The following is an 875-nucleotide window of genomic DNA, read 5'->3' as shown; positions in this document are numbered from 1 at the left end:
GATGCTCGGAGCCGCCGCGGCTCCGCCCGCCCGCTCCGGGACCGGCGGGGCCATCCCGGGGAACGCCTCCGCCAGGACCCCGAGGACGGCGTCGGCGCCCGCCCGGTCGCAGTGGCTGACCAGTACGTTCACTTCCGCCTCGGCGGCCCGTACCGCGTCCACCCGGGCCGGATCGGCCGCGGGGCCCGCACCCGTCCCGGTACGGGAGGCCGCGCCCGGCGCGCGGCCGTGCTCGTCCACCATGGCCCCCGCGTCCGGGAGCAGCGCGGCGCGCCGCTCCGTGGCGTCGTGCCCGCGGTTCGTGTTCATCGTTCGCCTCTCCGGGTCGGGGTGCGGCCCCGCGCACAGCCGGGGGCCGACCGTGGACCGGCACGCGAGGTGCCTCACCCGGCGGCTGTCCACGAACGCCCGTCCCAAACCCGCCCGGGCCCGCTCCGCCCGCGCCATCACGCCCCGTGAAGCACCTCCCACTCCCCGTGGACCTTTCGCGACGGTCGGTCCACCCGGCGAAGGCCGAGACCGGCGTCCGGCATGCCGCGCACCCCGCTCCGGCGGGGCGGCGTCCACGGTCCTGCTCCGGCGGCCGGTCCCCGGAGGACGACGTGATCGAAGGCGGACCCGGTGCGCCCGCCTCGCCGCCCTCGCCCCGGCCTCCGGAAGCGACCGCCCGGAACAGAAGATCGGATTCTTTCCCGATAGTGGGATCCATCGACTCGTGCGCGGGCGTACGCTGATCTCCCGAGCCGGCCTGGGGGGTACGAGCCATGACGGAACGCCGGACCCGCACACGGCGCGCACTCTTCGAACGCGAAGCCGAACTCCTCGCCGTGGACGAGGCGCTGGCCGGCTCACCGGATCCGGCCCCGACACCGGCG

At 76.8% G+C, this 875-nt stretch carries 1 protein-coding gene; it reads right to left on the bottom strand.

Going from position 1 to position 875, the window contains the following annotated elements; translation table 11 throughout:
• The coding region (locus tag SSNG_RS41770) for a hypothetical protein (protein WP_042800496.1) at positions 1-309 on the bottom strand (309 nt) is incomplete at its 3' end.
• Positions 310-875 lie beyond the last annotated feature (566 nt).

This window comes from Streptomyces sp. C (genome assembly GCF_000158895.1).
In the GTDB taxonomy this organism is placed as follows: domain Bacteria; phylum Actinomycetota; class Actinomycetes; order Streptomycetales; family Streptomycetaceae; genus Streptomyces; species Streptomyces racemochromogenes.
This window is presented reverse-complemented; position numbering and strand designations above follow the sequence as displayed.